Raw genomic sequence first — 26,232 nt, 5'->3', positions numbered from 1 at the left:
AGGAAACGCCATGAAGCCTAGGATCATGCGTGCTGCATCCCGCCCGACGAGCAAGGCGGAAGCGGCCAACTTCGTCGGTACCGTCATGTCCGATCCGGTGTTCGCGCCGGAGGGACCGTCGCGCCTGCGCGCATCGCGCGTTTCGTTCATGCCGGGCGGCCGCACCAACTGGCACAAGCACGCCGTCGGCCAGGTCCTCTACGTGCTCTCGGGCGTGGGTCGCTATCAGCTCGAGGGTGAGCCGGTGCAGGAGATCAAGCCGGGTGACACCGTGGTCATCCCGCCCAACGCGCGCCATTGGCACGGCTCGGCGCCGGACACGATGATGGTCCATCTTGCCATGTCGGAGACCAACGAGAAGGGCGAGGCGACGAGCTGGTTCGAGCCGGTCAGCGACGCCGACTACGGCAAGGCGCCGACGAAGGCTTAAAGCTGTCTTGCCGGACGCGGGCCTCCAGGCCCGCTCATGAATTGTGAGCGCGCAGGATGCGCGCGGTCCGGAAGAGTGTGAGCGGACCTGGAGGTCCGCGCTCCGGCAAGACTACGTCGCCGTGCCGCCGACGGTCAGCGCATCGATGCGCAAGGTCGGCTGGCCGACGCCGACCGGCACGCCCTGGCCGTCCTTGCCGCAGGTGCCGATGCCGGGATCGAGCGACATGTCGTTGCCGACCATGCCGACCTTGGTCAGTGCCTCGGAGCCGGCGCCGATCAGGGTCGCGCCCTTGACCGGCGCGCCGAGCTTGCCGTCCTCGATCAGATAGCCCTCGGTGACGGTGAACACGAACTTGCCCGAGACGATGTCGACCTGGCCGCCGCCGAAATTGGCACAGTAGAGGCCCTTCTTGACGGAAGCGATGATCTCCTGGGGATCCTTGTTGCCGCCCAGCATGAAGGTGTTGGTCATGCGCGGCATCGGCGCATAGGCGTGGCTCTGGCGCCGGCCGTTGCCGGTCGGCTTCACGCCCATCAGGCGCGCGTTCTGGCGGTCCTGCATCAGGCCGACCAGGCGGCCGTTCTCGATCAGCACGTTGCGCTGCGTCGGCGTGCCCTCGTCGTCGATGGTGAGCGAGCCGCGGCGGTCGGCGAGCGTGCCGTCATCGACCACGGTGACGCCGGGCGAGGCGATCATGTCGCCCATCATGCTGGTGAACATCGACGTCTTCTTGCGATGGAAGTCGCCTTCCAGCCCATGGCCCACGGCCTCGTGCCACAGCACGCCCGACCAGCCCGAGCCCAGCACCACCGGCATCTCGCCGGCCGGCGCCGGCACCGACTGCAGGTTCACCAATGACTGGCGGATCGCCTCGTCGGCCTCGCGCTGCCAGTATTCCGGCTTGAAGATGTCGCCGTAGGCGGCGCGCCGGCCCGAGCCGGTGCCGCCTGCTTCCATGCGGCTGCCGTCGGCGCAGACCACGCTGACGTTGAGACGCACCAGCGGCCGCACGTCGGCGGCGCGCCAGCCGCCGGCCTTGATGATCTCGACGACCTGCCAGGATGCCGACATCGAGATCGAGACCTGGCGCGCCTTGGGCTCCTTGCCGCGCACATAGGCGTCGATCTCCTGCAACAGCGCCACCTTGCGGGCGAACGCCTCGTCGTCGATCGGGTTGTCGTCGGTGTAGAGGAGCTGGTTGGTGCCGCGTGGCGATTCGTCCATCTTGCCGCTGTGGCCCCCGCGCACCGCCTTGACGGTGGCGACGGCGCGTTTCAGCGCCTGTTCATCGAGCGCCGAGGCATGGGCAAAGCCCGTGGCTTCGCCCGCGACGCTGCGCAGGCCGAAGCCCTGGGTGGTGTCGAACGAGGCGCTCTTCAGCTTGCCGTCGTCGAACGCCAGGCTCTCGCTCTGCTCGTACTCGAGGAACAGCTCGCCGTCGTCGCAGCCGGCCAACGCGTCGTTGACCATCTTCTCCGTCCTGCGACGGTCGAGACCGCCCCCCTTGCTCCCCTGGCCGAAGAACAGGTTGTCGGCGGTAGCGAGATGGTTGATCGATTTGCTCATGGCGAATGCCCTTTCATTTGCCAAAAATGGGCATTCGCCGCGGCGGGCGCAAGCTCGATGTCGGCTAGGCCTTCGGCTCGTACCGCAGGCCCAGCTTCAGCGTGACCTGGTAGCTTGCCACCTTGTTGTCGCGAATGCGGCCGCGCACGTCGACCACCTCGAACCAGTCGAGATTGCGCAGCGAGCGCGACGCCGTCCCGATCGCCGAATCGATGGCATCGGAGACCGACTTGTCCGAGCTGCCGACGACTTCCGTCTTCACATAGGTCTGGCTGGCCATGGGCATACCTCCCCCTGTTAGACGACCAGGACGATCTTTCCGAAGTGGGCGTTGGCCTTCATGTGCGCCAGCGCCTCGGCCGCCTGGGAGAGCGGGAAAGTCCGGTCGATGGGCAGGCTGAGCTTGCCGGCTTCGATGGCCGGCCACAAGTCGGCGCGGGCCGCCTTGACGATGGCGCGCACTTCCTCGGGGCCGCGGGTGCGGAAGGTCACGCCGATGTAATCGATGCGCTTCAGCGCATGCAGGTCGAAGTTGAACTCGCCCTTCATGCCGCCCAGGCGGCCGACATTGACGATGCGGCCCAGGATGGCGGCCGCTTCCATGTTCTGGTTGGCCACGCTCGCCGAGACCTGGTCGACGATCAGGTCGACGCCCTTGCCGCCGGTCGCGGCCTTCACCTGATCCGGCCACTTGGGATCGCGCGTGTCGAGGGCGAGATCGCAGCCGAATTCCTTCAGCCGCGCACGGCGCCCGTCGTTGGTCGAGGTGCCCATGACGATCGAGGCGCCCATGTGCTTGGCGATCTGCATGCCCAAAAGACCGACGCCGGAGCTGGCGCCCTGGATCAGCACCGATTCGCCCTTCTTCAGCCGGCCAGCGCCAACCAGGGCGTTGTGCATGGTCTGCACGGCGACCGGCATGCAGGCGGCCTGCTCGTAGGTCATGTTGTTGGCCGGGATCTTGTGGGCGCGGCCGGCATCGGTGACAGCGTATTCGGCGAAGCCGCCCGCCGCTGAGCTCATGACGCGGTCGCCCGGCCTAAAATCCTTGACCTCGCTGCCCACCGCCTCGACCTCGCCGGCGCATTCCAGGCCGACGATGGTGCCCGCGCCGCCGATGCGCCCATGCGCATGACCGGAGGCAACCGCAAGATCGGCGCGGTTCAGCGAGGCGGCGCGCACCTTGATCAAGAGCTCGTGCGGCTTGGGCTCGGGCTTCGGCGCGTCCGTGTACTGGACGCCATTCTCGGTGACGACGGCAGCCTTCATGGGAGCCTCCCTGGATCGGAGGTTCCCCATAGCACGGCGCGCTGCCTTGGAGGCTAGGGCTGGGCCTCGCCCTTCACGTATTTGGCGACAATCGTTTCGTCGGGCGGATAGTTGGCGGGTTGCACGGGGGTGATCTGCGCCTGCACGCATTTCCACGTCCCGCCGTCGCGCACATAGATGTCGGTGTACATGGTCATGCTGACGGTCTCGACGCCGTCCTTCAGGCCAACGCGCTTGTTGGTCGAGCGCACCAGGGCGGTGTCGCCGAACACGTCGATCTTCTCGTCGCGATAGTCGTAGTAGGGGATGCGTTCGGCGTCGAAGCCGGTCGCCCAGGCCGCGAGATAGTCGTCGCGGCTCACCCGGGCGCCCATTGGGCTGATGCAGATGAAGTCCTTGTGCAGGATGGCATCGTGGCCCGGGACATCGTTGGTGATGAAGTTGTTGATGAACCGGGCGTTCAGCGCGCGCAGCTCGGCGGTCATGGCAGTCCTCCTTTCTGTTGGATAACCGTATAACCGGTTATCCAAAGAGTCCAGCCTGATTCCGGGGAGATGGGCCGGCTCAGTTGGCTGATCCGACCTGCTGCGCGGCGTTCTCGATCACGGCGGCGACTTCGGGGGCGTGCGATTCGTAGACCGAGTGGCTCGCGCCCTCGATGACCGTCGTATGGCTGCCGGCCCGCTGGTAGTAGAAGCGCTCGAGGTCGGGATTGATGATCTGGTCACTGCCGGCGACGATTCCCCAGCTCGGCTTGGTGTGCCACGCGGCGGCGGAGAGCGGCGTGGTGAAGACCTCGGCGGCGGCCGGCACTTGCGAGCTCGCCTCGAACGCCGCCTGGGCGCGCGGCAGGTCGGGTGCGAACAGCGTCGGGAAGGCGGAGGATTGCAGATAGGTGTAGCCGTCCGGCGTCCGGGCGATGGCCCCCGGGGTCTGGCCGAGGACGCTCGGCATGCGCTTGCCGAGCGCGCCTTCATCCTCGCCGACATCCGGCGCGTGCGCCGCGACATAGACCAGGCCGACCACCTTGGGATGGATGCCGGCCTCGGTGACGATCGAGCCGCCGTAGCTGTGACCGACCAGCAGGGTCGGACCGTCCTGCAGGTCGAGGATGCGCCGGGTCGCGTTCACGTCGGCCGCGAACGAGGTCTCGGGCTCCTGGACCTCCGTCACATGGAAGCCCTTGCTGACCAGGATGTCGTGCACCTGACGCCAGCCCGAGCCGTCGACCCAGGCGCCGTGCACCAGGACGACGTTCTTGATGGGCTCCGCCCTTGCCGCGAGTGGCGTGGCGACGGCCAGCAAGGCTGCAAGAGCGACGGCAACTCGATGATGTCGGTTCGACATGGCGGTGACCTCGGTGTTGGCTGATGATGGTCCAAATCGCATACAGCGCGCCGGCCATGCAGTTGCCGATAGAGCTGGCGCGCCACCTACCTTGGTATGAGTGGCAATCAATCCGGCGGCACGTTCCGTGCTTGTGAGGCGTCATGGCTGAGCCTTTTCCTCTTGAACCTTCGCTGTGGGCGGCGACGGCGCCAGCCGCGCCGGCCACGCCCGCTCTTGGCGAGTCGGTCACCGCCGATGTCTGTATCGTCGGCGGCGGCTATTGCGGCCTGTCGACGGCGCTGCATCTGGCGGAACGCGGCATCAAGGCCGTGGTGCTCGAGGCAAAGGAGCCGGGCTTCGGCGGCTCGGGCCGCAACGGCGGCCAGGTGATCCCCGGATTGAAGTTCGATCCCGACGAACTCGAGACCATGTTCGGACCCGAGCGCGGCCCGGCTCTCGTCGATTTCGCGAGCCGTACAGCGGACGTCGTGTGGGAGCTGATCGACAAGCACCGCATGGACGTGCCCAACACGCGCAACGGCTGGATCCAGAGTGCGCATGCGGCCGACATGGTCGGCACGCTGAAATCGCGCGTCGCCCAGTGGGAGCGGCGCGGCGCCCCCGTGGCCCTGCTCGACAAGGCCGAGACCGAGCAGCACATCGGCACCGACCAGTATCTCTGCTCGTGGATCGATCGTCGCGGCGGCGTGGTCCAGCCGCTGGCCTATGCGCGCGGCCTGGCGCGGGCGGCGCTCGCGGCCGGCGCCGCGATCCACGGCCGGACGCCCGCGACCGCGCTCGCCCGCGACGGCGGCAAATGGGTCGTGAGCACTGCCGGCGGCCCCACAGTGACGGCCGATCGCGTTGTGCTGGCCACCAACGGCTATACCGGCGATCTGTGGCCGCGGCTGCGCCAGACCATCATCGCCGCCAACTCCTTCCAGATCGCGACCAAGCCGTTGTCGGACAATGTCCGCAAGTCGATCCTGCCGGGCGGCCAGGCGACGTCCGATTCGCGCCGCGTCGTGCTCTACTACCGTCTCGACCATACCGGCCGCTTCCTGCTCGGCGGACGCGGACCGATGCGCGAGCCCGACGGCCCGCAGGACTGGGACCATCTGGAGGCGATGATGGGCCGGGTCTTCCCGCAGCTGAAGGGTGTCGCGATCGACTATCGCTGGGGCGGCCGGGTCGCCGCCACGCGCGATCACCTGCCTCATCTGCACGAGCCGGCGCCAGGGCTGCTGATCGATATCGGCTGCATGGGACGCGGCGTGGCGTTGCAGTCGGCGATGGGGCGGGCGATGGCGGCCTACATCGCCTCGGGCGATCCGGCGGCGCTGCCCTTGCCGCCGACGGCAATAAAGCCGCTGCCCTTCCACGGGCTGAACAAGCTCTATCTCGCCGCTTTCATCACCTGGTACCGCTTTCTCGATCAGCGCGGCATCGGCGTCGCGGCCTAGACGGGCGGGCCCATCCCGACGCGAACGTTGGCTGGGTCACGTGCGTGCATCGAGGAGGTGACGCAGGCGCGATACGAGTGCGGAGACCGACGGTGGCGCGGCGGAAGCGACGTTGCCAGGCCTGACGGCCGAGCCGATCCGGCGCTGCGCCAGCGTCGTGCTGATTTCCTCGGCGATGGTCGGCCGATCGAGCAGGAGCTGCGCCAGGGCCTCGTGGCCGATCTCGTAGGCGACCGTGAAGGCGAGGGCGCGCAGGGTGGCCGACGCGCCGCTGCCGGCGGCGTCGACGCTGCCGCCGAAGTAGTCGCCCGGCGCCAGCCGCGCGAGCTCGAGCTCGCCTTCCTCGCTGTGGCACGTCACGACAACGACGCCGGAGCGGACGATGATCAGGGAATCGAGCTTTGCGCCCTGTTCGACCAGCACCTCGCCCGTCCGGTAGGTCTTGCGAGTCATGGCGTCGGCAAGAGCGGTCCTCTCGTCTTTGGTCAGCGAGGCGAAGAGCGGAACGGCGTCGACCAGCCGCAACGCGGTGCCGCGGGGCTGTGCCGGGGGCATCGGGGTCGGCGCGACGGCGCCTGCTTCCTTTGGACAGGCCAGCAGCAAGCCAGTCGACCGGGCATGGCGGAAAATCAGGTCGTACACCTCGTGCCGTGCGGTCGAGGCCGTCTCGAAATCGGCGACGCGGAAGGCCAGCTCGAACTCGACCGCCTGCGCGTCGAGCGACTTGATCTCCACCGACGGCGCGGGGACGGAGAGGATGGAGCTGCTGCTGAGCAGGACGTTGCGCATGACGGCCGAGATGGCGGCCGGCGCCATCGTTGGCATCACGCGGACCCTGAGCTTGACGCCGTGGCTGCGGTTGGGGCTGCTGAGGTTCGTCAGCTCGGCCTTGGCCAGCTTGCTGTTGGGCAGCACGACGAGGTCGTTGGAGGCATTGAGCAGGTGCGTGGCCCGCCAGTTGGTCTCGACGACGCGGCCCTCCATGCCGTCGCTGAGCACGACCCAGTCGCCGACCTCATAAGCCTTGCTGACGTTGAGCGCGATGCCGGAGAAGACGTCGCCGAGCGTGCTCTGGAGCGCCAGGCCGAGGATGATGGCCAGCACGCCCGACGTGGCGATCAGGGTGCCGATCGGCGCGCCGAAGACATAGGCGACGATCGACAGCGCGGCGCCGAGATAGATCGTGCCGACGACCAGGTCCTGCACGAGGCGGCTTTCCTGCGGCCGCCGCTCGAAGAACAGGGCGATGCGCGTGAAGCCGGTCAGCAGCCAGGCGGCGTTGATCCACCAGATGATCTTGGCCGTGGCCACGAAAACGCGCTCGAAGACCGGCGTATCCGCGGCGATCGGCTGGTAGGGGACGATGTCGTGGTGGTGCAGCAGCGCCGTGAGCGCGACGAAGAAGCCAAACTGGAAGATCACGCGGTGCGTCGGATAGCGGCGCAACAGCACCTGGGTGACGATGGCGCCGGCGAAGGCCACGATCCCCGTCTGCACGAGAGGATCCCAGGCGAACTCCGCGAGCGTAACCTTGTCCATGGCGCCAGTGCCTCCTCGTTGATGGAGGCTGCACGCTAGTGCGCCGCGGTCGGATCAGCCCTTCGGACGCAGGTTTGGCGAGGCCATACTTTGGTTGGATTGCCCTCTTCCGGACCGTGCGCCGGGTCGCGTCTGACGCGGCCTCGCGCATCATGATCATGAGCTTGAAGCGGATCGAGCGACTTAGCGCCCTTTCCGCCCTTTCCGCCGGTACCTGCCTAGCGCTTCCACGGAAGCCGATCCACTAGCCATGGGTGTGCCGAGCTTCGCACGACCCGTCAGGCCGGCCCGGCGGCGGCCGGGCCGATGGATATCGGATGAACGATGCATAGAGCAGAGCCGCCACGAAGCGACACACGCCCAATATAACTTAGGTGCTCATCGAAGTAAACCCCGGTTCTAGTTTTTGCGCCCCATAAGGGGCCAAACGACGCAAAAAGTCGGGATCGAGTGCCTGCAGTGCAGGCAATCGTGTCGGTCGCTCGCCAACGCGTCAGCCCCTATGACGAGCGTACTAGACGATCCGGCTCTCGCGCCCCTGCCAATAGCGGTCGCGCAGCAGGCGCTTGTAGAGCTTGCCCGTCGGATGGCGCGGCAGCTCGGCCTCGAAGTCGATGCTTCGTGGGCATTTGATGTCGGCGAGGTGTTGGCGGCAGAACGCCAGCAGCTCCTCGGCGAGCGCCGGGCCGGCATCGGCCACGTTGCGCGGCTGGACGACGGCCTTCACTTCCTCGCCGAAGTCGGCGTTGGGCACGCCGAACACGGCGCAGTCCATGACCTTGGGATGGGTGATCAGGAGGTTCTCGGCCTCCTGCGGGTAGATGTTCACCCCGCCGGAGATGATCATGAAGGCCTTGCGGTCGGTGAGATGCAGGAAGCCGTCGGCGTCGACGTAGCCCACGTCGCCCAGCGTGGTCCAACCCTTGGCGTTGCGCGATTGGGCGGTCTTCTTGGGATCGTTGTGATACTGGAACGGCCGGCCGTCGGCGAAATAGACCGTGCCGGCTTCGCCCTGGGGCAATTCGTTGCCGTCCTCGTCGCAGATCTTCAGCGTGCCGACAACGGCGCGGCCGACCGTGCCCTTGTGCGCCATCCATTCGCTGGCATTGCACATGGTGAGGCCGTTGCCCTCGGTGCCGCCGTAGTATTCCCACACGATCGGTCCCCACCATTCGATCATCTTCTCCTTGGTGGGGATGGGGCAGGGCGCGGCGGCATGGATGGCGCACTTGAGCGACGAGACGTCGTACTTCTGGCGCACCTCCTCGGGCAGCTTCAGGAAACGCACGAACATGGTCGGCACGAGCTGGCTGTGCGTGATCTTGTGCTTGCCGACCAGCTTCAGGAACTCCTCGGCGTCGAAATGCTCCATGATCACCGAGGTGCCGCCCAGCCGCATGACGCTCATGTTGAAGCGCAGCGGAGCGGCGTGATAGAGCGGCGCCGGCGAGAGATAGACGGTGTCCTCGTCCATGCCGTAGAGCTTGCGCGTGATGGCGAGCAGCGGATTGTCGAAATCGATGGGCTGCGGCTCGACCACCGGCAGCACGCCCTTGGGCTGGCCGGTCGTGCCCGAGGAATAAAGCATGTCGTGGCCGGCGGTCTGGTCGGCGACCGGCGTCGCCGGGAAGCGTGCGACCGTGGCCTCCCAGGGCTCGTAGCCCGGGATCGTGCCGTCGATCATGTAGCGGTGCGGCGCGCCCTTGAGCAGCGGCGCCAGTTCGGCGGCCTTGTCGGCGAGGTACTTGGACGTGATGAAGAGCTTGGCGCCGCAGTCGCCGACGATGTAGTCGACCTCCGCCGCCGTCAGGCGCGAGCTGATGGCGGTGTAGATCAGGCCCGACCGCTGGGCGGCCCAGCAGATCTCGAAAAACCGGGCGTTGTTTTCCAGGAACAGGGCAATGTGGCTGCCGGCCTTGAGGCCGAGCGAGCGGAATAGTTGCGCGATGCGGTTGGATTGCTGGTCGAGCTGGCGGTAGGTCACCGTCTCGCCGCTGCCGGCCATGATGTAGGCGGGCTTGTCGGGGTGCTTTTGCGCGTGAAGGTACGGATGCATGTGGGGGCGCATGAAACCGGACGAAAAGGGCTCCCGCAAGCGTTGACCCGGTTCCGCTCATCGGCTTTATTCGCGCCGCACCTCAGCGTGCCCCCGTGGCGGAATTGGTAGACGCGCCTGACTCAAAATCAGGTTTCCTCACGGAAGTGTTGGTTCGAGTCCGACCGGGGGCACCACCTCTAAAATGCTAGCGGGCTGGCATTTTAGTGTCGAAAGTCCTTCGGGCAGGCCACGAATGGCGTGACAGCGCTGAATAGTGCTAGGTGCAAATTGGGTGCGGAGCGCTGTGGCCGAGCGGTCCCGGTGAACTCGTCAGGTCCGCGCACGCCGATCACGGTGAGACCGCGATTCGATGTAGACCAGCGGACCAAAGCGGAACTCGCTGGGCGTCATCTCTTCCTTGAAGGTGCCGTGGGGACCGAGCAACTGGAAGCCCGTTAAGGCAGCACAGGCGGGCACAGTCGCCTGCAGTTTCGCTTCTCTCGGCCGGCCTGATGTTATTGAGGCAACCGACGCTGTGGGAGCATGCGCTGGAGCGTCCTATCCCTGAGGATGAAATGGTGGAAGAGGGCGGCAGCGATGTGCAAAGCGGCCACGATTACCATCGCATTGGCGAGAAATTCATGAACCTCCTTCAAGGAATGTGCGAAGGCCCGATCGGCCAGCCACGGCGAAGCAATGTGTAGGAGTCCAAACACCGAAAGGGCCTCGCCGCGAGCGAATTGCAGCACGATGCCCACCACCGGAACGGCCGCCATCAGGGCGTAGAGGAGCCAGTGACTAGCGGTGGCCAGGTAATTCAGCCAGGGACTGAAACTGGTCGTGTCCGACGAGGGATGGCTCGCGACGCGCGCTACTAGGCGCAATACCAAGATTGCGAGCACCGCAAACCCAAGCCACATGTGGATGGTGAGAGCTGTCGCTTCCGACGCCCGCGGAATTTCGTCGCCGATGTTCCCGATCGCCCATGCCAGCAGGACGCAAACTGCTGCAATCCAGTGCAACGACTTGGCAACCGGCCCGTACGATGTCTGTCCTTCGAGTGTGGCCATGACACTCTCCTTCTCGCGGCTCGAACTTCTATACCCGGTTACGAATGTCTGCCGCTTTGACCTCGATCAAACGCATCTGACCTTCAGGGGCGCAGCGGGATTGCGCCTCAGATGTCAGCTGCGTGTCGATACCGCCACTGCCGGAGCAGCAAAAGAATCAGGAGAAGTAAGCCAATGGCCACGGCTACGATGCCGAGGTCATCGCCATGCAATGGACCAAAGCCAAATAGTGAGCGAGCCGGAGGCCATGTGACTGAAATCGCAAGCAGTGTCCCGGTGAGCACATATATGCCCAAGAGCACGCGATTTCCGCCCGTTAGAAAGTCGAAGGCGTGTCCCCGATAGGATCGGTTGACGACAATCAGCATCAGATTGCCGAGAACGAGCGTAAAGAATGACAAGGTGCGTATGTCTTCCGCGGGCAAGCCTTGATGCACCGCGAAGAAGTAAACACACGCGATAGTCAGGAGGGCGATAGAGCCCTGCAACACGCTCCATCCGATCATAGCCGCGGAGAACAGTTGCGTCGTAGGCAAGCGCGGTGGACGCCGCATGAGGTCTGGCTCTTCTCTTTCCGCTTCGAAGGCGATGGAGCACGCCGGGTCGATGATCATCTCGATGAACGCAATGTGCAGCGGAAACAGTACTAGCGGGAAGCCAGTCAGAAGCGGCAGAAGGGCAATGCCAGCAATCGGAACATGCACGGCGACGATGTATGACATTGCCTTGCGCAGATTGTCGTAGATGCGTCGGCCAAGCCGGATGGTCCGTACGATCGAGCCGAAGTCGTCGTCGAGCAGGACAATGGAGGAGGCTTCGCGTGCGACATCGGTTCCCCGACCCCCCATGGCAATGCCGATGTCCGCTGCCTTGAGGCTAGGAGCGTCGTTGACACCGTCCCCCGTCATTGCCACGACGTCGCCATTGGCCTGCAGCGCCTTGACGATGCCGAGTTTCTGCTCGGGGAGAATGCGCGCGAACACGCTGGCTTCCTTGACGCGCTCCTTCAGTGCCTGGTCGGGCAGCTGAGCCAGGGCGGATCCGGCAATTACACTTTCGTGATCAAGTCCCGCGTTTCGAGCAATAGCCCTCGCCGTGGTGGGATAATCGCCGGTGATCATTACCACGCGGATGCCAGCCTCGCGGCACTCCTCAATGGCTTTGGGTACTTCTGCTCGAAGCGGATCTCCCAACCCGACGAGCCCAAACCAGGCGAATTTGAACTCCTGAGGTCGTTCAGGCAAAGGATGAGCCAATGGATGGCTCGCACCGGCGACCGCGAGGACTCGGAGGCCGCTTGCAGCCATCCTCTCAATCGCCTCTCGAACGAATGAAGCATCCTCGTCCGTGAGATGGCAGAGCGAAATGATCGCCTCGGGAGCACCTTTCGTGGCAACGACGGCTTTATCCGCCTCGGGCTTCCGCCAGACCTGTGTGACTGCCAGAAGATCCGCACTGAGACCGTACGTCCTGAGCAGGGCAAGGCCGTCATCCTGTTGGCCAGCTGCGGCAATGATCGCCCGGTCCATGGGGTCGAAACCTTCTGGCGCGCTCGCCAGCGCTGCCGCACCTATCAGTTGCGCCGACGCGATGCTTGCGGCAGGTGCGACATTGACCACTGACATGCGATTTTCGGTGAGTGTGCCGGTCTTGTCAGTGCACAGGACGGTGGCCGATCCGAGTGTCTCGATTGCAGAGGCACGTCGCGTCAGAACGCGGGCCTGCGAGATACGCCATGCCCCCATGGTCATGAACACCGCCAGTACCAAAGGGAACTCCTCGGGGAGCATTGACATGCCAAGGGCGATGCCGGCCAGGCAGGCGTCCAGCCAGGACCCCCGCATTAGGCCGTACATGACCGCGGCAAGCACGCTCGCGGCCAATCCAATAGTGGCGAAGATCCGAACCAACCGTCGCGTCTCGGATGCCAACCTGGGAACGGCAGTATCGATGGACGCGAGTGCCTTGCCGATTCTGCCGATCTCGGCGTGAACGCCTGTCGCGTAGACTTCGGCGACAGCGGCTCCTCTCACGACGAGCGAGCCTGAAAAAACAGTCGGAAGATTGTCGCCGCCGGGTGGTCCGGGCTTCTCCTCATCAGAATGGCGAGCGCGCTTCGCAACCGGGACCGACTCGCCTGTCAGGAGGGATTCGTCAACGACGAGCTCGCGTGCATTCAGCGCGATGGCGTCTGCCGGGACACGGTCACCCTCTCCGATGACGATCACGTCGCCCGGGACTACCTCCCGTCCGGGAATGCGCCGGCGCTGTCCATCGCGGATGACAAGCGCACGTGGGCTGGTCATGGCACGCAGGGCGTCGAGCACACGTTCGCTGCGGATCTCCTGAACCACGGAGATCGCGACCGAGAGATTCGCGAACACCAAAAGGACCAATCCACCCAGTACGTCACCCAGCATCAGGTAAATGGCACCGGCTCCCAGGAGCAGGCCGAACATCGGCTCGCGCAGGATCTCGAACACGATGGAGAAAGCGGAGCGGCGGTCGGCGGCAGGGAGCTCGTTCGGCCCGTCGGTTGCCAATCGGCGGCTTGCTTCTTGTTGGGTAAGGCCTTGAGGTGACATTGCTTCCTTAAGTCCCGTTGGAAGCTTTATGGCATTGATTTATCGCAACACCGCGGTGTGCTGCTCAATCCTATTCGAAACGCCCGTTGGTGGCGGCCGGATGGCAGGCAAGGCAGTTGGACTTTGTCACCACCTTTGGGTCTTTCCAGACGGATTCCGGAAAGTTGTGTTCCTTCAGGAAGACCGGATTCTCCGTAATACGCTTGGGTGTACCATTCGGCGCGACCCACCTCATGAACTTGCGGCCTGCGCCCTGCCCGATGACGTCCCCGGCGTTGGCCGTCATGTATGCACGGATGATGTCCACCGTCTCGGGTGGCAGCGTCGCATCCTCACCAAAGTGGTCGCCAAGCCCATGCAGCAAAGCCCTCCACGAGCGCGCCGGCAGGAAGACGGGCTGAAATGGCATGTGACACGATCCACATTCCTTGATCACGACGGGGTCAGTAACCGGCGGGACTCGATCGTCGGCAATCGCCGGGAATGCCGTCATCAACACCACGCCGAGGATGGCGAGCCTCGGCGTCGTCATTGCCCGGCCATGAAGGTGATATAATCGCCCTTCTCTAGTGCGTTGCACTCGCGGCCGAGCACGCTCTTGCAGTCCCGCAAGAAGTGCTTCTCCACTTCCGCCTTGTCGGTAAAGCGGCGTGGGCTGACCGAAACAGCAACAGGTTCAATGGGGCGGCCAGTCTTTGCGTTCCGGCCGGCCTGCCGCGGGTCGGCTGTGTGACAGGCCGTGCACGACGCAGTACGCGCATCTCCACCATTCCAGCTCGCGCGAAAGAGCGTCTCACCCCGCTGGGCAGAGAAGGACGTGAAACCAGCGTCCAGGCGCCTGGCTTCGACAGCATATTCCGACAGCATGGCATCGCGCCGGGGATCCGCCGCGAACGCTAAAATGGCGGAGATCGCCAGCGCGATGGCAAGCAAGCTACGACTACTCACAGCGCCCTCTCATGCCGGCCCGGCGCCGACCGATCGGTGATCTGCTTCAGCCATTTCTTGCCGGCATACATGTAGGTCACGAACGCGACGTGCCCGGCGATGACCCACAGGGATGCCTCGGCAATCGCCTCATGCGGATCCTCAAACCAGGGCGTGCCGTCGGCCAGGGCGCCTGAACCCGCGACCAGGCCCACGACGGCGAGCAAGGCGGCGGCGAACAGCGCGAACAGCGGATGGCGTCCCCTGCGGGTCGCGAGCCAGTCGCGCGTCGCGCGCCAACTCGGATGCGGCAGGCGCAATGGACTTGGTGCGGGGATGAGCAGGCCGGCCACGACGCGCACCGCGATTGCCGCCAGGACGGCGTATCCGGCAAACTGATGGATGGCGTATGCGTCTTCCCCGGCCGTCACATAGGCGACCAGAAAGGCACCCGCCAACCAGGCATGCCACGCCTTCAGGAGCGTCAAATGCAATCGCGAGGTCTGATGGCCGGCCATGGCTCGCTTCCCCTAGTCGTCCTCGCCGGCGTGCCGTTCGCCGTTGGCACGATCCCGGTCGTGCTCTGCCCGCCGGTCGGCGTGCTCCTTCACGCCTTCTTTCCGGTTAGGATTGTCGACAGTCTTCGTCTGCGGCGCCGACAGATACCCATTGTCCTGCGCTTGCGCATAGACAACGGCCGCCCCGCCAATCAGCACGGCGGCGGCCAATCCTTGCAACAGCATCTTCCTCAGCAATTTGTCCTCCTTCATTTGTGGACGCGGCTAAACTAACGACCGGTGCCTGAACGGAGGCTGACTCGCTCGTTCACCTCTCGTTCAGGAAGCGCGAGGTACGCTGGGGGATGAGACGTTTGTTGCCTTGCCTTTTGGCGGCTGCGGTCGCTTGCTGCGGGGCCGCGGCAGCCGAGGACGACCACGACCAGGACAGAGCGCGTCGCGCCGTGCAGCAGAGACGCATGCTGCCGCTGCGCGAGATCATTGTGAGGGCGGAGACCACGTTTTCGGGCCAGGTTGTCGAAGCCGAGCTGGAAGATGAACGGGGGCTGCCGACTTACGAGATCAAAGTCCTCACCCGCGGGGGTCGCGTCGTGAAAGTCCGCTATGATGCCCTCACTGGTGCCTTGCTGAACTCCAATGACAAGGATGGACGGCGATGAGGGTGCTCGTCGTCGAGGACGAGCCGGCGCTCGCTCTCCGCCTGCAGCGCGCATTGGAAGCGGCGGATTTTGTCGTCGATGTCGCTTATGACGGGGAGGAGGGCTGGCATCTCGGCGATGCGGAACCGTACGACGCCATCGTCCTGGACCTCGGCTTGCCGAAGATCGACGGCGTCACCATCCTGCAGCGCTGGCGTAAGGCTGGTCGGTCGACTCCCGTGCTCATCCTGACAGCGCGCAGCCGCTGGACAGAGAAGATGGCAGGCTTCAACGCCGGCGCGGACGACTATGTAATCAAGCCGTTCGAACTCGATGAGATCGTCTATCGTCTGCGCGCGCTGATCCGCCGCTCTGCCGGCCATGCCCAGCCGGAGTTGGAGTGCGGGCCCCTGCGCCTCGATACCAACACCGGTCGTGTCACCCTGAACGGCAATTCAATCCAACTCACGGCACAGGAATTCCGCATCCTCTCCTACCTGATGCACCATGTTGGACGGATCGTCAGCCGCACCGAGCTGATGGAGCACGTATACGACCGCCACTTCGATGCCGATTCCAATGTCCTGGAAGTTCTGCTCGGCCGCATCCGCCGGAAGATTGGAACGGAGCTGATTCGGACCGTACGCGGACAAGGTTACATGCTGACTGCCGGGAGCAAGGCATGACCGCAGCCGACCCGCCGAGACGAGCGACCAGTCTCGTTGTTCGGCTCATTCTTGCTGCCGCGGCCTGGCTGCTGTTGCTCCTGGCCGTAGGCGGTATCGTTCTGGCGCTGGCCTTTCGCGGTGCTGTGGAAGAGGAGTTCAGCTATCGACTCGATGCAATCCTGAAGACGATCGTTGCCTCCATAGAGGTCGTACCGGGCGGTGGTTTTGCCATGTCCCGGCCGCTGGGCGATCCGCGCTTCGATCGCCTCTATTCCGGTTGGTACTGGCAGGTCACCCAGCCGGACGGAAGGCAGCTGCGCTCGAGATCACTTTGGGACAGCTCGATCCCTGTCGAACCAGGTGGACCGGATATGCAGGTCCGCCGTGCGGAGGGCCCGAACCAGGAAAAGCTGCTGGTCGTTGAGCGCGACGTGGAGTTCCCCGGCCAGCAGGGGGCTGCGCATGTTCTGGTTGCGAGCGACCTTCGCGAAGTCAGTGGCGGCGTGCAGCGCTTTGAGCTGTTGTTGATGCTGGCACTGGGGACGCTCGCCTTCGGCATGATCGTCGCGATTGTCATCCAGGTGCGTTACGGCCTGCGGCCACTGCGACAGATGCTCGCCGATCTGCGATCTGTTCGCGAAGGCGCGGCGGCGCGCCTCTCCGGTCGATATCCCTCGGAAATCGCGCCCCTTGCTGACGGGATGAATGACGTGCTCGACAAGGATTCAGAGCTGATCGAGCGCGCGCGCACCCACGTCGGAAACTTGGCCCATGCACTGAAGACGCCGCTCGCGGTTGTGTCTGCCGAAGTACAGGGCAATGCCGACCGGACTGTTTTGACGAAACAGGTGCAGCTAATGCGCCGCCTGATAGAACATCACCTCGGACGTGCTCGCGCCAGTGCCGGCACAGGTCGCTTGGGCTTGAAGACACCAGTGCGCTCCGTGGCGGAAGCGGTGCGGGCAGTGCTGGCCAAGATCTACCAAGAACGGGGGCTGGAAGTGGACGTCGATATCCCGCCTGGCGCCATGTTCCGGGGTCACCGCGAGGACCTCGAAGAAATCTTCGGTAACCTCATGGAGAACGCCTGCAAGTGGGCTATCCGCCGCGTGCGTGTGTCGGCGCAGCAGGCCCAAGACAACCTACTCATCCGCGTTGAGGATGACGGACCCGGAATTTCGGCCGAGCGGCAGGCTGAACTCCTCAGGCGTGGGAGGCGGTTGGACGAGAAGTCGCCAGGTTGGGGCTTGGGACTTGCGATCGTCTCAGATCTTGTGCACCTCAATGGTGGTGAACTAGCGTTCTCGAAATCCGAGCTTGGTGGGCTGTGCGTCGACGTTGCTCTTCCATCGCGTTAGACATGCCTTGGCGCGACACCAGATAAAATGGGTGGCAAGCGCCGTATATTGAAGTGCTTGCGAAATCGCGCTGAAATCCGCGTATGATCGATCAAATGGCCGTGGTTGCGCGCGCCAGATGTGAACCTGCGTCGCCTGCAAATGGCCTCTCATGAAAGGGAAGTACCTCTGCCTATGTGATGTCGAGTCCATCAGGCGTCGGCCGCCTCCTTTGTCTCATTTGCGGTCCGCCTAGTGCCAGGGGGAACAGCGCGGTTGGGGCCGCGACGGTGACGAAACGGCCGGTAGTTTCCGAGCTTAGTCCGAGATCTGTAATTGCCGTCGTCAAAGCCGAGCGGTTTGTCTTGTTCTAGTGCCGATTCCGCAACCTTCTCAGGCACCATCATCCGCGCGAGAACCGGCGCAGCCACCAGCGAGGCGCTGCCGATAAGTCGCCGACGTCGAGACGCCACCGCCTCGGCCGCTGCCCTGACTGGATCATCCTCGGTATGGACATAGCGCATGAACATCGTAACGGTCTTGTGTGCTGTGAGCGCCATGCCGACCTTCACGGGGATTCCCGAGTTTGCGATATCGGTCGCCGAGCGATGCCGGATGCCGTGCGTGCCGATGCGCGGCAGCCCAGCACGCCCAAGGATGCGCCGCCAACCCTTGTAGTACGTGTGCTTCGACATCGGCCGGCTGGGATCGAAGATGGAGGGGCAGACATAAGGGGACTTCTCCAGCCGCGGCGCCGTCTCGAGCAGGCGGACCGCCTCGGCGCTCATCGGCTTCGACATGCCGCCGGTCTTGCTGTCGGGCCAGTTGACGCGGTGGTTGTCGACATCGATCCAGGCCCATTCGAGCTTGAGGATCTCGGACATCCGAGCCGCAAACTCGAATTGTAGCCGGACTGCAAGGAGAATGAACGGATGCTCGAGGCCCTCGGTCTCCGCCTTGTCCAAATAGTCATACAGCCGCTTCAACTCTGCATCGGTGATCAGCCGAGTCTTTCCTCGTTCCGGATATTTTGGCACATGGCGGCATGGGTTCGACCCGTCCGGGCGCATGCCCCAGACCTCCGCCATGTTGAACATCTTGCGGACCGCTGAGAGTACCCGGTTGGCATTGGGCGGGGTTCTCGCCATTTTCTGCATGAGGTTTGAGATGTCCGCGCGCGTGACGTCGGAGACCTTAGTCTTGCCGAGATGGGGGATGATGTAGAGCTTGCCGTAGCCGCGGTTGGCGTCGACCGTAGAGGACTTGTTGCGCGGCTCGGAGTAGTCGGTGATGAAGCGCTCAAAGAGCTCTTTCACTGTAGGTGCCCGACGCGCGGCGCTCTTCTCGGCACTCGGATCCTTGCCTTTGCGGACGTCGGCCAGCCAGTCCTGGGCGATGGCCCGGGCTTGCTCGACAGTGATCTCGCCAAAGCGACCGATTGCTGGCTTGCGGCGCTGACCGTTGTTGGCAACATAGGCCACCATGAAGACCTTGCGGCCGGCCGGCGTGACCTTGAGCAAGAAACCCGGTATCGCTGCGTCGCGGAGTTCATAAGGGGCCTTCTCTGGCTGGGCGGAGTCGACAACGGTCTTCGTGAGTTTGAGTTTCGGCATTCCTATCCTCCGGCGAGGCGGGACTTCAGGTGCAAAATAGGTGCAGCCAGAAATCCAACCGTGGCGTACGACCGGCTAGGACTGGATCACGGTACGACGTGGAAATGCCAGATGGATCAGGCGCTTATCGTACCTTGTCGTACTGCCGGCTAGAGAAAGGATAAGCCGTCCGTCGCCCCTCAAAATCAGGTTTCCTCACGGAAGTGTTGGTTCGAGTCCGACCGGGGGCACCATCTCAAAATTCATCTCTGCTTGGATTTTCTCTCCGTCGCGCGTTTTGCACAGACGTGAACGGATCGTGCCCTTTGTTGCATGTGTCAGTTGCACGTCTCCAAACGTGCAACAACGCCTAACCTTCTCCCCTCAATTTCTCGCTCGCCATGCGCAGCTCGGGTGCAGCCTGGGCTTGGTCGGCCGTGCGCGCCCGGTAGTGCGCCAGGATCTCGTCGATCTCGTCCTGTCGGTGCCCAGTTATGCCGGGGATCAGATGCGGCGGCACGCCGACGTCATAGTTCAGCGTCACGCAGGTGTGCCTCATCGTCCGCATGGTCAGCTCTGACGTCGGTACCGCCAGCGGGTCGCCGTCGACCAGGCCGACGTAGTAGCGGGTCGTGAAGCTGCCGTACTGCAACTCAAGCTTGGCCCGCACGCGGTTGAATGCCCGGCGGAAGGCCTAGAGCGTTCGCCCAGGGCCGTCCTTCCCGGTCATGGAAGAAGTCCGCGCTGATACCGCGCTGTCAGCGCGTCGCTTCTTTGCAGCGGCGACCCTCTCGACAAGTTCGGGCACGATCGACCAGGGCAGGACGTTCGGGAGGTCCGTCTTCTCCTGGCTGAAGGCGATCAGATCGCGGTCGAAGAAATCGGCGGGCCAGCCCAGCCAGTCCTGCCGGCGGACGCCGAGCCAGCTCATCATTACCATGGCGTCGCCGATCGACGTCTCGCCCTCAGCGTCGGCCAGCTCGACGACCGGAGCGCTTCGTGCCCTGGCGACCACCGGCCCGCATCGAAGCTTGTTTCTTGCCGATGTGCCGACGATGGCGGAAGCTGGCTATCCGGAGCTCCAGGACGTTGCATGGTTCGGCTTTTTCCTTCCGGCCAAGACGCCCGCCGACATCGTCGAGAGTCTCGACGGCGGCATCCAGGAGGCGCTGCGCGCCGACGAAGTCAAATCCGGTATGGCGAAAATTGTCGGTCGAGATCGACGCCATCTGGCACGGATCGAGCCAGAGGCCGGGCCGAGACAGTCACCACCGCGGTCTGAGTTTTTACCTCTTTTAACCTGCGCCCCCAGCACCTCGATGCTATTTCCGCTTCCTGGCCAGGTCCGGTAAGGGTCTAGGCGCCAATCGCCTGGCACAAAAACATTCAGGTACTTGGACATCGCCTGCCGGTCGCAATTCCTGGCCATCCCCGGTCGCGCTCGTCTCGACTGACAGAGTGGAAACCGGATCGAGAGGAGACGCATGCCTCGCACGCTCGAGACGCTGACGCTGGCCGATGCAAAGCAGATGCTCGAGGCCGGCGAGGCCAAGGCGGCCAGCCTTGGCATTCCCTACAATATCGCGGTCGTCGATGCCGGGGGCGCCCTGATCGCCTTCACCCGCCAGGACGGCGCTCTCGCAGGAAGCATCGACCTCGCCATCGGCAAGGCGAAGACGGCGCGCATGTTCGACAAGACGACAGATTATCTCGCCGAGCTTGCCCAGCCCGGGGCACCGCTGTTCGGGATCGAGCAGAGCAATGGCGGCAACGTCGTGATCTTTGGCGGCGGCCTGCCGGTGAAGGTCGATGACCAGATCGTCGGCGCGGTCGGAACCAGCGCCGGTTCGGTAGAAGAGGACATCGCGGTCGCCGAGGCGGCGGCCGCCGCCATCAGGCGGAGCACGGCGGCCCCATAGAAGGCGACGTTCGCCGTGACGAATAGCAACCGCTACAGAAGGAAGGCGTCGACATGTTCGAACTGACCGTCAATGGAACCAAACACCAGGTAGACGTCGTTCCGGAGATGCCCCTGCTCTGGGTCTTGCGCGACGAGCTTGGCATCACGAGTCCTAAATACGGGTGCGGCATCGCTCAGTGTGGCGCCTGTACGGTGCAGATCGACGGCGCGGCCGTTCGGTCCTGCCAGGCCCGCATGGCCGACGTCGCCGGCAAAGCGATCACCACCCTCGAAGCGGTCGGCAACGGCAAGCTGCACCCCGTGCAGGAAGCCTGGATAGAGCATCAGGTGCCGCAATGCGGCTACTGCCAGGCCGGCCAGATCATCCAGGCCATCGCGCTTCTCAAAACCATTCCGAAGCCGAGCGACAAGGACATCGACGTCGTCATGTCGGGGAACCTCTGTCGGTGCGGAACCTATGAGCGCATCCGTGGCGCGATCCATGCGGCGGCCGAGAAGATGGGAGGGAAGTGACATGGCCGACATGCCCACTCTTTCCCGGAGAACCTTCGTTTTCGCCTCCGTCGCGGCCGCCGGCGGCGTGGCGTTCGGGCAGTATGCCCGGGCGCAACAGGCCCCTGCCTCTGCCGCCGCGACAAATCCGCTGACGGCGGACCTCGGGCCGAACTCGGTGACATTCAATCCGTGGGTCGAGATCAGTCCGCAGAAGATCACGCTGATCGCCCAGCATGCCGACAAGGGTCAGGGCGTCGGTTCCATCCAGCCCCTGATGATCGCTGAGGAGCTGGACCTCGAACCGAACCAGTTCGAGATCCGTTTCGCCGGACCCAGTCCCGCCTATTTCAACACCGGCTTTTCCCACGAACTGGCGCCGTTCATGGCGCCGGACCGAAGCCCCGAAGCCGAGAAGGCGCGCGCGGCCGCGCTGGAATGGCTAAGGAAGGCCGGCCTGCAGATGACCGGGGGCTCCAGCGCGATCCCCGATACGTTCGACAAGCTGCGCATGGCCGGGGCGGTCGCGCGGGAAACGCTGAAGGCGACGGCAGCCCGGCGCACCGGAATCGCGGCTGCCGACCTGCGCACCGAGGCCGGAAACGTGATCCTGCCGAACGGCACGAAGATTCCCTACGTCGCGCTGGCGGCCGACGCGGCGAAGATCACACCGGTTGCGGTCACCAAGCTCCGCGAGCCTTCACAATGGCGATTCATCGGCAAGCCGATGGAGCGGCTCGACATCCGGTCGAAAGTCACCGGCGAAATGAAGTTCGGCATCGATCGGAAGATGGACGGCATGGTGTACGCGGCCGTCCAACTGAACCCCAACAAGGGGCAGCCGATCGTGTCGTTCGACGCGAGCAAGGCCCAGTCGATGCCGGGGGTCCGGAAGATCCTCAAGATATCGAACGGCATCGCCGTCATCGCAACGAACAGCTGGTACGCCATGCAGGCGGCCGAGCGTGTCGACTGCGTATGGGCGCCGAGCAAATACCCGGCCGAACAGGCCGAGCACTGGAAGGTCGCCGCCTCTTCCTTCGTTCCACAATTCCTCGGCAAGGAATGGCGCAATGACGGCGATGTCGACGCCGGATTGAAGGAAGGCACGCTGATCGAGGCGGAATACCGCGCGCCCTATGTCGGGCATCAGCCGCTGGAGCCGCTCAACGGCATCGGCATCGTTACCGACAAGGGCATGGAAATCTGGGTGGGGCATCAGACGCCACAATCGGTGCAGGCCATCGCGGCAACGGCGATCGGCCTGAAGCCGGAACAGGTGACGTTCCACAACGAGTGGATGGGCGGGAGTTTCGGCCATCGCCTCGAGTTCGAGAATGTCAGGGTGCTTGCGGAGATCGTGAATCAGATGCGCGGAATTCCGGTGAAGCTCATCTTCTCGCGAGAGGAGGATTTCCGGCAGGACATTCCGCGGCAGATCGCGATGGGCAAGTATCGGGGAAGCGTCAAGGATGGAAGGATCGTTGCCGCCGATTTCCAGGTGGCGGCAACGGCGCCCTTCAAGGAACTCCTGGCGAGAATGGGGACGCCGACGAAGGATCCCGATGGCCAGCTCGCGGTCGGCATCTGGAACCTGTACTACGACATTCCCAACTACCGCGCGAAAAGCTTCGAAATACAGGGACTGTCGCCGTCCACGACCTGGCGGTCCGTCGGCGCTTCGGCCAACGGATTCTTCACCGAGAGCTTCATCGACGAGTTGATTCACGCCGCCGGCCTGGACCCGCTCAGGGCGCGCATCGAGATGTGCAAGATCCCGATCTACCGGAAGGTCCTGGAAACCGTCGGTAAGATGGCCGACTGGAAGGGGCCTCTGGGACGCGGAAAAGGCCGCGGGGTTGCGTTCGTCGAGTCGTTCGGAACGGCCGTCGCCGAGATCGTCGAAGTGTCCATGACCGACGCCGGCATCAAGATCGACAAGGTCTGGGTGGCGGCCGATGTCGGCACGGTCGTCGATCCTGTCAATTTCGAGAATCTCGTCCAGGGCGGCGTCGTCTGGGGCCTGGGCCATGCCATGAACTGCGAACTCACCTATGCCAAGGGGGGCGTACAGCAAACCAATTACCATCACCACGAAGGCATGCGCATGTATCAGTGCCCGGTGATCGAGGTGCGCGGCCTGGAAAACGACTACACCGTCAGGGGCATCGGCGAGCCGCCTGTCCCTCCTGCGGCGCCAGCGCTGGCCAATGCCATCTTCGCCGCCACCGGCAAGCGCATACGGGAAATGCCTTTCAACAAGTTCATCGATTTCGTCTGAGGGTGAGCCATGAGGAAGACAATTCTGATCGCGCTCACCCTTGCCAGTTCATCAATCGTCACCCTGACGGGACTTGTTCTGGCCAAGGAAGAGTCGAAGGATGCGTTGCCGTTGGGCAGCATCAGCCGGGCCGAGGGGCTGGAGGCCTGGAAGAGAATTGAAGCGGTGGTGACGCATCCACGCTGTGCCAATTGCCATGTCGATGCCAGGGCCATTCCGATCTGGACGCCGGCTGGCGAAAGCAAATCCCGAATACACGGTATGAACATCCGTGGCGGAGAAAGCCGCATCGGCGCAGAAACAGTCCCGTGTTCGACGTGCCACGTCACGTCGAAATTGCCGAACCCGCCCGCTCCGGCGCCCTTGCATGCGGGCATCGACTGGCAGCTCGCACCCGTGGAATTCATCTGGTTCGGCAAGAGTGGGTCCGAGATCTGTGCCCAGCTCAAGGATTCCAAACGGAATGGCGGTCGCGACGCTGCCGGTCTCGTTGAGCACCTGAAGCACGACGCGTCGCTGAGCGGCTTCATTCCGAGGGCGTGGGCACCCGGAACGGGCCGCACGCCGCCGCCGGGGACCTTCGAGGATCACGTCAGGGACATGGCTCTGTGGGGAGCAGCCGGGCAGCCCTGTCCAGATTGAGGGTACACGCATGCGCGTGCGACCCGGTAACAGTCCTTTGCACGGAACGCTGCAGGCATCTCGTGCCAGCCTGCTCGGTCTCGTCGCGGTCTTGCTCGACGCGACGATCGCCGTGCCCGCCCCGGCGCAGGCGGAGCCTTCCGCCGGCCGCTGCGCCCAACTCGTGGCCTACTACGATCGCTACGGCGTCGGCAGCACGAACTCCGACGGCCGACGCAATCACGCGCGCATTGCAGCGGCCATCGAATGCCGCAACGACCGCTATGCCGAAGGCATCGCGACCATCGAGAAGCTGCTGCGCGACAAGAAGTTCACCGTACAGCCGCCGGGTCCCGACGAGCCCGATCACGACAATTGAGGGATGTTTGAGCACGGGCGTCGTGGAGCCCCCGCGCAGCCCTACCGTCGCCCAGGGCAATGGTGCGCCTCTCGCCGACCACGCACTTGAAGCCACTGCCTTTCAAGGGCGAAAATTACTTGAGGATGGCCTCAGTCCCCTCGGACATGACCGGATTTGCTGGTCTTCCGGCAGGAGAAGACCAGCAATCCGCTGGTACCGCCCTGGCGCTTGGTGCCGGCGCTGGTGCAGCGCGTGGCGGCGGCGCGCGAACGCCGCCAAGCCCCGGGGCATGACGGTAACGACGTTCTTTCATGATCCGGCGGGGCGGCCGTGGAAAGACGCCGACGCCTTTCGCGACGCCTTCAACGCGCTGCGCGACCGCCTCGCCAACAACCACGCAAGCTTCGAGACGCGCTACTACGTCGGCCTCGATCCCAAGGATGCTCTGCGACTGCCGACGAACAAACTAACAATGCGCACGATGCGACACACTTGCATAACACTAAACCACGACGCCGGCGTCCCGCGTGAGCTGATCCGCGGCATTACGGGCCACGAGCTTAACACGATCGACCAAGTCCTGAAGTGCTACGCGGCCGTAACCCGCTGACCAAGCTGCAGCGGCCCTCAATATCCGACTGGCCTACGAAGCCGAGGGCGGAGCGCCTCAGTGGCACCTCTCAACGCGTGCGACTCGGACGTGCGACGGATTCCCCTGTTCGTTCTCTCTGTGGATCACAGCAGAGCTGCCCTAAAACGCTGGCCAGCTTGAACTAAACGAGTTTGTGAGAGCGGCGCGCCCGAAGAGATTCCAACTCCTAACCTTCTGATCCGTAGCCAGAAGGTGTCGCGACCCTACTGCACCTTGAGGCAGTGCACGCTTGCTGGGGGACGACAGCATGCGCCATGACGTCGCCGGCCACCGGCAAAGACGCAGTTCGACCATGAGCCAAACAACAACATTGCATGGATGTCACGATCGTATGGCTTCACCTCAAAGCTTACGCACGTAGCGGTTTAATGCCTGTCATGCACAAATCCATGCAGCTTGCATCGCGTATAAGGGGTATGTCCTCGTCTGGTTCGGCCGCGATCTTCGCTTGGCCGACAATCCCGCACTGATCGCGGCGCTTGGTTCGGGCCGCCCAGTCGTGCCGGTCTACGTGCTCGACGAGGAGACCGAACTTGTGCGCCCGCCGGGAGCAGCCGCGCGCTGGTGGCTGCACCATAGCCTGCGATCGCTGGATGATAGCCTGCGTGCCCTCGGCTTGCGCCTGACCCTGCGCCGCGGTTCGGCCAGAACGGGTCATCGTCGCCTTGGCGGCGGAATGCGATGCTCGGGTTGTCTATTGGAACCGCGCCTATGATCAGGGCTCGCGCGAGCGCGATAGCCGCCTGAAGCAGGTGTTGTCACAACACAGTGTCGCGGCCGAAAGCCCAAAGGCCAACCAGCCGTTAGAGTGATCAAGCCTTTCCGATTATGCGTTGCTCGTGCTGGAACGCGACGTTCCGAGCTCTACCACTTTTGCTCCTGAGCCACGGACAGCACGTCGCACAAACTCAGCCCGCAGTTGAGCTAGAGCC

At 64.1% G+C, this 26,232-nt stretch carries 30 protein-coding genes and 1 tRNA gene; 15 read left to right on the top strand and 16 right to left on the bottom strand.

From position 1 onward, the window contains the following. Positions 1-25: 25 nt before the first annotated feature. Complete coding sequence (locus RSO01_RS19785) at positions 26-430, top strand: (R)-mandelonitrile lyase (RefSeq protein ID WP_147151089.1); 405 nt, start codon at positions 26-28, stop codon at positions 428-430. Positions 431-541: 111 nt separating this feature from the next. Here the strand turns inward: RSO01_RS19785 and tldD are convergent, their stop codons facing one another. The 5 genes from tldD to RSO01_RS19760 all read right to left on the bottom strand — a co-directional run bounded on the left by tldD (position 542) and on the right by RSO01_RS19760 (position 4,615). Next, on the bottom strand, positions 542-1,903 hold the full coding sequence (gene tldD, locus RSO01_RS19780; RefSeq protein ID WP_218037402.1) for a metalloprotease TldD: 1,362 nt from the start codon (positions 1,901-1,903) through the stop codon (positions 542-544). Positions 1,904-2,063: 160 nt separating this feature from the next. Then, entirely contained in the window at positions 2,064-2,279 is a 216-nt protein-coding gene (locus RSO01_RS19775) for a dodecin (RefSeq protein ID WP_147151071.1), read from the bottom strand. A gap of 17 nt (positions 2,280-2,296) precedes the next feature. Then, entirely contained in the window at positions 2,297-3,268 is a 972-nt protein-coding gene (locus RSO01_RS19770) for a zinc-binding dehydrogenase (protein WP_147151069.1), read from the bottom strand. 53 nt (positions 3,269-3,321) lie between these two features. Beyond that, a complete protein-coding gene (locus RSO01_RS19765) occupies positions 3,322-3,753 on the bottom strand; it encodes a nuclear transport factor 2 family protein (protein ID WP_147151067.1) in 432 nt (143 codons plus the stop codon). Positions 3,754-3,832: 79 nt separating this feature from the next. Beyond that, positions 3,833-4,615, bottom strand: coding sequence for an alpha/beta hydrolase (locus RSO01_RS19760; RefSeq protein WP_147151065.1), 783 nt, complete (start codon positions 4,613-4,615; stop codon positions 3,833-3,835). Positions 4,616-4,758: 143 nt separating this feature from the next. Between RSO01_RS19760 and RSO01_RS19755 the strand changes: the two genes are divergently transcribed. Beyond that, positions 4,759-6,060 carry an NAD(P)/FAD-dependent oxidoreductase gene (locus RSO01_RS19755; protein WP_147151063.1) on the top strand — a complete coding sequence of 434 codons (1,302 nt, stop codon included), beginning with the start codon at positions 4,759-4,761 and terminating at the stop codon, positions 6,058-6,060. A gap of 36 nt (positions 6,061-6,096) precedes the next feature. On the opposite strand, the gene RSO01_RS19750 is transcribed toward RSO01_RS19755, so the two are convergent. Together RSO01_RS19750 and RSO01_RS19745 are read right to left on the bottom strand one after the other, a co-directional pair. After that, positions 6,097-7,599 carry a mechanosensitive ion channel domain-containing protein gene (locus RSO01_RS19750; RefSeq protein WP_147151061.1) on the bottom strand — a complete coding sequence of 501 codons (1,503 nt, stop codon included), beginning with the start codon at positions 7,597-7,599 and terminating at the stop codon, positions 6,097-6,099. Between the two features lie 514 nt (positions 7,600-8,113). After that, positions 8,114-9,655, bottom strand: coding sequence for an AMP-binding protein (locus RSO01_RS19745; protein ID WP_147151059.1), 1,542 nt, complete (start codon positions 9,653-9,655; stop codon positions 8,114-8,116). 89 nt (positions 9,656-9,744) lie between these two features. Here RSO01_RS19745 and RSO01_RS19740 point away from each other — a divergent pair. Then, positions 9,745-9,831: transfer RNA gene (locus RSO01_RS19740), tRNA-Leu, on the top strand. 321 nt (positions 9,832-10,152) lie between these two features. Here RSO01_RS19740 and RSO01_RS19735 read toward each other — a convergent pair. From RSO01_RS19735 to RSO01_RS19710, 6 genes are all read right to left on the bottom strand, one after another. Then, entirely contained in the window at positions 10,153-10,707 is a 555-nt protein-coding gene (locus RSO01_RS19735; protein ID WP_147151057.1) for a cytochrome b, read from the bottom strand. A gap of 107 nt (positions 10,708-10,814) precedes the next feature. Then, on the bottom strand, positions 10,815-13,250 hold the full coding sequence (locus RSO01_RS19730) for a cation-translocating P-type ATPase (RefSeq protein ID WP_373867931.1): 2,436 nt from the start codon (positions 13,248-13,250) through the stop codon (positions 10,815-10,817). 112 nt (positions 13,251-13,362) lie between these two features. Next, positions 13,363-13,824: a cytochrome C gene (locus RSO01_RS19725; RefSeq protein ID WP_147151053.1), complete on the bottom strand. Its 462-nt coding sequence runs from the start codon at positions 13,822-13,824 to the stop codon at positions 13,363-13,365. Beyond that, a complete protein-coding gene (locus tag RSO01_RS19720; protein ID WP_218037399.1) occupies positions 13,821-14,225 on the bottom strand; it encodes a DUF1924 domain-containing protein in 405 nt (134 codons plus the stop codon). Before RSO01_RS19720 ends, RSO01_RS19725 begins: the two co-directional genes overlap by 4 nt. Positions 14,226-14,236: 11 nt before the next feature. Further along, positions 14,237-14,737 carry a cytochrome b/b6 domain-containing protein gene (locus tag RSO01_RS19715; protein ID WP_147151050.1) on the bottom strand — a complete coding sequence of 167 codons (501 nt, stop codon included), beginning with the start codon at positions 14,735-14,737 and terminating at the stop codon, positions 14,237-14,239. Between the two features lie 12 nt (positions 14,738-14,749). Beyond that, positions 14,750-14,989 carry a hypothetical protein gene (locus RSO01_RS19710; RefSeq protein WP_147151048.1) on the bottom strand — a complete coding sequence of 80 codons (240 nt, stop codon included), beginning with the start codon at positions 14,987-14,989 and terminating at the stop codon, positions 14,750-14,752. Between the two features lie 206 nt (positions 14,990-15,195). Here RSO01_RS19710 and RSO01_RS49015 point away from each other — a divergent pair, with 206 nt between their 5' ends. The 3 genes from RSO01_RS49015 to RSO01_RS19695 are packed head-to-tail and all read left to right on the top strand — an operon-like array spanning position 15,196 to position 17,401. Further along, positions 15,196-15,396 (top strand): PepSY domain-containing protein, encoded by a 201-nt coding sequence (locus tag RSO01_RS49015; protein WP_246158600.1) that lies wholly within the window; start codon positions 15,196-15,198, stop codon positions 15,394-15,396. Then, complete coding sequence (locus RSO01_RS19700) at positions 15,393-16,061, top strand: response regulator transcription factor (RefSeq protein WP_147151044.1); 669 nt, start codon at positions 15,393-15,395, stop codon at positions 16,059-16,061. Before RSO01_RS49015 ends, RSO01_RS19700 begins: the two co-directional genes overlap by 4 nt. Then, entirely contained in the window at positions 16,058-17,401 is a 1,344-nt protein-coding gene (locus RSO01_RS19695; RefSeq protein WP_147151043.1) for a sensor histidine kinase, read from the top strand. The genes RSO01_RS19700 and RSO01_RS19695 overlap by 4 nt, the downstream gene beginning before the upstream one ends. Before the next feature lie 191 nt (positions 17,402-17,592). On the opposite strand, the gene RSO01_RS19690 is transcribed toward RSO01_RS19695, so the two are convergent. The 3 genes from RSO01_RS19690 to RSO01_RS49010 all read right to left on the bottom strand — a co-directional run bounded on the left by RSO01_RS19690 (position 17,593) and on the right by RSO01_RS49010 (position 19,906). Beyond that, a complete protein-coding gene (locus tag RSO01_RS19690; protein ID WP_147151041.1) occupies positions 17,593-18,993 on the bottom strand; it encodes a tyrosine-type recombinase/integrase in 1,401 nt (466 codons plus the stop codon). Positions 18,994-19,342: 349 nt separating this feature from the next. Further along, positions 19,343-19,642, bottom strand: a complete 300-nt coding sequence (locus tag RSO01_RS19685) for a hypothetical protein (RefSeq protein WP_147151039.1) — start codon at positions 19,640-19,642, stop codon at positions 19,343-19,345. A gap of 24 nt (positions 19,643-19,666) precedes the next feature. Continuing rightward, positions 19,667-19,906 carry a hypothetical protein gene (locus RSO01_RS49010; protein ID WP_246158598.1) on the bottom strand — a complete coding sequence of 80 codons (240 nt, stop codon included), beginning with the start codon at positions 19,904-19,906 and terminating at the stop codon, positions 19,667-19,669. Positions 19,907-19,910: 4 nt separating this feature from the next. Between RSO01_RS49010 and RSO01_RS19680 the strand changes: the two genes are divergently transcribed. From RSO01_RS19680 to RSO01_RS49915, 9 genes are all read left to right on the top strand, one after another. Next, positions 19,911-20,324, top strand: coding sequence for a tripartite tricarboxylate transporter substrate-binding protein (locus RSO01_RS19680; protein ID WP_246158596.1), 414 nt, complete (start codon positions 19,911-19,913; stop codon positions 20,322-20,324). A gap of 132 nt (positions 20,325-20,456) precedes the next feature. Further along, positions 20,457-20,891, top strand: coding sequence for a GlcG/HbpS family heme-binding protein (locus tag RSO01_RS19675; protein ID WP_147151035.1), 435 nt, complete (start codon positions 20,457-20,459; stop codon positions 20,889-20,891). Between the two features lie 53 nt (positions 20,892-20,944). Further along, positions 20,945-21,406: a (2Fe-2S)-binding protein gene (locus RSO01_RS19670; RefSeq protein WP_147151033.1), complete on the top strand. Its 462-nt coding sequence runs from the start codon at positions 20,945-20,947 to the stop codon at positions 21,404-21,406. 1 nt (position 21,407) lies between these two features. Further along, a complete protein-coding gene (locus RSO01_RS19665) occupies positions 21,408-23,666 on the top strand; it encodes a xanthine dehydrogenase family protein molybdopterin-binding subunit (RefSeq protein ID WP_147151031.1) in 2,259 nt (752 codons plus the stop codon). Between the two features lie 9 nt (positions 23,667-23,675). After that, entirely contained in the window at positions 23,676-24,308 is a 633-nt protein-coding gene (locus RSO01_RS19660; protein WP_147151029.1) for a hypothetical protein, read from the top strand. A gap of 10 nt (positions 24,309-24,318) precedes the next feature. Beyond that, positions 24,319-24,666: a hypothetical protein gene (locus tag RSO01_RS19655; RefSeq protein ID WP_147151028.1), complete on the top strand. Its 348-nt coding sequence runs from the start codon at positions 24,319-24,321 to the stop codon at positions 24,664-24,666. Between the two features lie 271 nt (positions 24,667-24,937). After that, the gene (locus tag RSO01_RS19650) at positions 24,938-25,258 is read left to right on the top strand and encodes a site-specific integrase (protein ID WP_147151026.1); all 321 of its coding nucleotides are present in this window, start codon (positions 24,938-24,940) and stop codon (positions 25,256-25,258) included. A gap of 427 nt (positions 25,259-25,685) precedes the next feature. Next, a complete protein-coding gene (locus tag RSO01_RS19645; RefSeq protein WP_308933093.1) occupies positions 25,686-26,015 on the top strand; it encodes a deoxyribodipyrimidine photo-lyase in 330 nt (109 codons plus the stop codon). After that, positions 25,966-26,112, top strand: coding sequence for a deoxyribodipyrimidine photo-lyase (locus RSO01_RS49915; protein ID WP_218037398.1), 147 nt, complete (start codon positions 25,966-25,968; stop codon positions 26,110-26,112). The genes RSO01_RS19645 and RSO01_RS49915 overlap by 50 nt, the downstream gene beginning before the upstream one ends. The last annotated feature ends 120 nt before the right edge of the window (positions 26,113-26,232 follow it).

It is taken from the genome of Reyranella soli (assembly GCF_007992495.1).
In the GTDB taxonomy this organism is placed as follows: domain Bacteria; phylum Pseudomonadota; class Alphaproteobacteria; order Reyranellales; family Reyranellaceae; genus Reyranella; species Reyranella soli.
The sequence above is the reverse complement of the archived record's forward strand: the minus strand, read 5'-3'. Positions and strand labels throughout refer to the sequence as shown.

Coding starts and splice junctions, on each gene's coding strand:
- RSO01_RS19675 (WP_147151035.1), top strand. CDS start 20,457: ATGCCTCGCACGCTCGAGACGCTGACGCTGGCCGATGCAAAGCAGATG.
- RSO01_RS19770 (WP_147151069.1), bottom strand. CDS start 3,268: ATGAAGGCTGCCGTCGTCACCGAGAATGGCGTCCAGTACACGGACGCG.
- RSO01_RS19760 (WP_147151065.1), bottom strand. CDS start 4,615: ATGTCGAACCGACATCATCGAGTTGCCGTCGCTCTTGCAGCCTTGCTG.
- RSO01_RS19715 (WP_147151050.1), bottom strand. CDS start 14,737: ATGGCCGGCCATCAGACCTCGCGATTGCATTTGACGCTCCTGAAGGCG.
- RSO01_RS19665 (WP_147151031.1), top strand. CDS start 21,408: ATGGCCGACATGCCCACTCTTTCCCGGAGAACCTTCGTTTTCGCCTCC.
- RSO01_RS19725 (WP_147151053.1), bottom strand. CDS start 13,824: ATGACGACGCCGAGGCTCGCCATCCTCGGCGTGGTGTTGATGACGGCA.
- RSO01_RS49010 (WP_246158598.1), bottom strand. CDS start 19,906: ATGATGAGCTGGCTCGGCGTCCGCCGGCAGGACTGGCTGGGCTGGCCC.
- RSO01_RS19655 (WP_147151028.1), top strand. CDS start 24,319: ATGCGCGTGCGACCCGGTAACAGTCCTTTGCACGGAACGCTGCAGGCA.
- RSO01_RS19680 (WP_246158596.1), top strand. CDS start 19,911: ATGGCGTCGCCGATCGACGTCTCGCCCTCAGCGTCGGCCAGCTCGACG.
- RSO01_RS19785 (WP_147151089.1), top strand. CDS start 26: ATGCGTGCTGCATCCCGCCCGACGAGCAAGGCGGAAGCGGCCAACTTC.
- RSO01_RS19775 (WP_147151071.1), bottom strand. CDS start 2,279: ATGGCCAGCCAGACCTATGTGAAGACGGAAGTCGTCGGCAGCTCGGAC.
- RSO01_RS49015 (WP_246158600.1), top strand. CDS start 15,196: ATGCTGCCGCTGCGCGAGATCATTGTGAGGGCGGAGACCACGTTTTCG.
- RSO01_RS19735 (WP_147151057.1), bottom strand. CDS start 10,707: ATGGCCACACTCGAAGGACAGACATCGTACGGGCCGGTTGCCAAGTCG.
- RSO01_RS19710 (WP_147151048.1), bottom strand. CDS start 14,989: ATGAAGGAGGACAAATTGCTGAGGAAGATGCTGTTGCAAGGATTGGCC.
- RSO01_RS19750 (WP_147151061.1), bottom strand. CDS start 7,599: ATGGACAAGGTTACGCTCGCGGAGTTCGCCTGGGATCCTCTCGTGCAG.
- RSO01_RS19650 (WP_147151026.1), top strand. CDS start 24,938: ATGACGGTAACGACGTTCTTTCATGATCCGGCGGGGCGGCCGTGGAAA.
- RSO01_RS19700 (WP_147151044.1), top strand. CDS start 15,393: ATGAGGGTGCTCGTCGTCGAGGACGAGCCGGCGCTCGCTCTCCGCCTG.
- RSO01_RS19660 (WP_147151029.1), top strand. CDS start 23,676: ATGAGGAAGACAATTCTGATCGCGCTCACCCTTGCCAGTTCATCAATC.
- tldD (WP_218037402.1), bottom strand. CDS start 1,903: ATGGTCAACGACGCGTTGGCCGGCTGCGACGACGGCGAGCTGTTCCTC.
- RSO01_RS19745 (WP_147151059.1), bottom strand. CDS start 9,655: ATGCATCCGTACCTTCACGCGCAAAAGCACCCCGACAAGCCCGCCTAC.
- RSO01_RS19755 (WP_147151063.1), top strand. CDS start 4,759: ATGGCTGAGCCTTTTCCTCTTGAACCTTCGCTGTGGGCGGCGACGGCG.
- RSO01_RS19695 (WP_147151043.1), top strand. CDS start 16,058: ATGACCGCAGCCGACCCGCCGAGACGAGCGACCAGTCTCGTTGTTCGG.
- RSO01_RS19670 (WP_147151033.1), top strand. CDS start 20,945: ATGTTCGAACTGACCGTCAATGGAACCAAACACCAGGTAGACGTCGTT.
- RSO01_RS19765 (WP_147151067.1), bottom strand. CDS start 3,753: ATGACCGCCGAGCTGCGCGCGCTGAACGCCCGGTTCATCAACAACTTC.
- RSO01_RS19690 (WP_147151041.1), bottom strand. CDS start 18,993: ATGCCGAAACTCAAACTCACGAAGACCGTTGTCGACTCCGCCCAGCCA.